General features: G+C 65.4%; 3 protein-coding genes and 1 pseudogene. 2 read left to right on the top strand and 2 right to left on the bottom strand.

The window, feature by feature from the left end:
• A partial coding sequence (locus BBK14_RS12105; RefSeq protein WP_157904241.1) for a transposase occupies positions 1-380 on the top strand: 380 nt, incomplete at its 5' end.
• A 19-nt stretch (positions 381-399) separates the two neighbouring features.
• Here the strand turns inward: BBK14_RS12105 and BBK14_RS12100 are convergent.
• Positions 400-1,518, bottom strand: coding sequence for a UvrD-helicase domain-containing protein (locus BBK14_RS12100; RefSeq protein WP_071062014.1), 1,119 nt, complete (start codon positions 1,516-1,518; stop codon positions 400-402).
• Between the two features lie 103 nt (positions 1,519-1,621).
• On the opposite strand from BBK14_RS12100, the pseudogene BBK14_RS35135 reads away from it, so the two are divergent.
• Positions 1,622-2,140 (top strand): annotated as a pseudogene (locus BBK14_RS35135) (ISAzo13-like element transposase-related protein); the annotation flags it as partial.
• A gap of 97 nt (positions 2,141-2,237) precedes the next feature.
• On the opposite strand, the gene BBK14_RS12090 reads toward BBK14_RS35135, so the two are convergent.
• The coding region (locus tag BBK14_RS12090; RefSeq protein WP_198541243.1) for a transposase at positions 2,238-2,493 on the bottom strand (256 nt) is incomplete at its 5' end.

Genomic DNA, 2,493 nt, shown 5'->3' with positions numbered 1-2,493 from the left:
CCGTGACCGTCACCGCCGCCCACCTGTCGGACAACGCCCTGGGCATACGGCTACTCGACCAGGTCACAGACACCTACCGGGCGATCTCCAAGACCTGGGTCGACAAAGGCTTCAAGAACACCGTGGTCGAGCACGGGGCCACCCTCGGTGTCGACGTCGAGGTTGTCTCCAGAAACACCKGGGCCCGCGGTTTCCACGTCGTGAAACGGCGTTGGGTCGTCGAGCGGACTCTGGGCTGGCTGATGTTCCACCGCCGTCTGGCCCGTGACTATGAGACCCTGCCCGCCAGCTCCGAAGCGATGATCCACATCGCCATGATCGACAACACGGCCAGGCGCGTAACAGGCGAAGCCACACCAACCTGGCGAGACCCTCAATAGAAGAGGAACCACAATTAAGTCAAATCAAACATCCAATCAGAAGGACGTCCTCGGGGACGATCGCGGCAGCCATACGTTCGAAGGTTGACACGACGTCGATTGCTGTGGCCTCGTCGAACAGCAGTACCGCCACCTGGCCGTCGGGACCGGCTCCATGGATCTGCTGGGGGCGTCGGACCGTCAGGCAGCTCGCCAGTGCGGCGATCTTCGGTCCGAAGCGGCGACTGACCGGCAGCTCCGCGGCGCCGGCCAGCGGGAACGCCAGCGCGGGCTCGCTTGCGGCGCCGGCGTCGCTGTAGATGCCCTGGTTGGTGTCGCCTACCCGCTGCACCACTGTGGGCGAGGAGGCGAAGACAAGGTCCAGCAGTTCGTGCTGGGTGACGCTGGTGTCCTGCATCTCGTCGAGGAGAACGAACGGGAAGCGCGCGGATACGGCCGGGATGATCCCTGGGTTCTCGGCGAGGTACCGCTGGGCGATGGCGTACATGTCCTGGTAGCGGAAGACGCCTTGCCAGGCCAGCGTCTGCTTGAGGCTGGACAGTTGTTTTCCGCTGGGCGTCTCGGGGCCGAAGGAGGGTTCCTTGGCCGCGCCGGTGACCGCGAGTTTGCCGCCCCTGTAGGTGAACGTCGCCCCGCTGACGATGCTGGTGCCGTTGTGCCGGCGTTCCAGGTAGTTGCGCAGAGTGACGTAGTCGGGGTGCTGCAGGAGCCGGAGCGCTGCGGTCTCGAAGGCCGCGTCGTCGACGGCCCGGACCTCGATGCCCTTGGCTCGCACGGCCGGAAGCGCGAAGAAGGTGTGCACGAAGGACTGGATGGTGCCGATGAAGTGCGGGTAGCGCAGCAGGCTCCGCCCCGCAGCGAGGGAGGCCACCCGATCGGCGATCTCGTTCTTGGCCGTGTTGGTGTGCGACAGCACGCAAACCCCGCACGTCACGGAGGTCCATGCGTCGGCCATGAGCGCGAGCTTGAGCCCGATCAAGGTGGTTTTACCCGATCCCGGAGCGGCCTGGAGGTCCTGTGTGGTCTCGCTCTGCAGGAAGTCCCACTGCTCGTCGTCGAGCGGGTCGAGTCTGAGAAGCTTGAGCATGGCCTCCACTTTGTGCGTCGCGAAGGCATCGGGCAGGTAGGTGCCGGTCACGCGGTCACCTCGCCGCGCAGATGCTTAGGATTTGTAATTAAATAACTTTTTCAATTTTGCATGCATTGATCATGCCTGGTGATCGCTCCGATAGAATCGCGGTGTGGCGGACGGGCGGTCGAGGGACTTTGCGGCGATGAAGGCACGTCTGGATGCATTGCTGCCGAGGTTGAACGAGCGGGACCGGCGGCTGGCAATGGCTGCCGAGGCGCGTACCTGGGGGCGCGGGGGAATATCGGTGGTATCGAGGGCGACCGGGTCGGCGCGTGCCACGACCTCGCGAGGTCTCAAGGAACTCGATGAGGAACCGAAAGGCACGGCGCGTGTGCGGGCGCCGGGCGGGGGGCGCAAGAAGGCCGAAGTCGCCGACCCCGGGCTGGTCGAGGCGTTGGAAGGGCTGGTCGAGCCCGAAAGTCGCGGGCACCCGGAGTCGCCGTTGCGCTGGACGACGAAGTCGACCCGGCACCTGGCCGGAGCGTTGGCCGCGATGGGGCATGAGATCAGCCATTCCGCGGTCGCCGCGGTCCTGCGCGGGCAAGGTTTCAGTCTGCAGCAGATGTTCAAGACCCTGGAGGGTAGTCAGCACGCGGACCGGGACGCCCAGTTCCGGCACATCAACGACACCTGTACTCCGCACGTTTGGTTTTCATGCTTTGACCTGCCCGTTTCGTGATCACGGGGGTTTGGTCGGGTCTACGACCCTGCTGGCTAATTCGGCCTTATGCGGCGTGGGTGAGTTCGAGGCGTGCGAGGTGGCTGGTGCGGGTGCGGTCGAGGGGGTGGCCGTTCCACCATGCGTCGAGGCGGATCAGGTTGAGCGCGACCGCGGAGAACACGTGTTGCAGGTGGGTCTTGGCCAGGCCGTGGTAGCGGGTGTGGYGTAGGTCGGTGACGGCGACGCCCTGGCGGATGGTGCCCTCGACCCCTGCCCGCAGCGCGTATTTCGCCTGCCAGTCGGTGGTGTCCTGCCGGGCG

Source organism: Parafrankia soli, assembly GCF_001854695.1.
In the GTDB taxonomy this organism is placed as follows: Bacteria; Actinomycetota; Actinomycetes; order Frankiales; family Frankiaceae; genus Parafrankia; species Parafrankia soli.
This window is presented reverse-complemented; position numbering and strand designations above follow the sequence as displayed.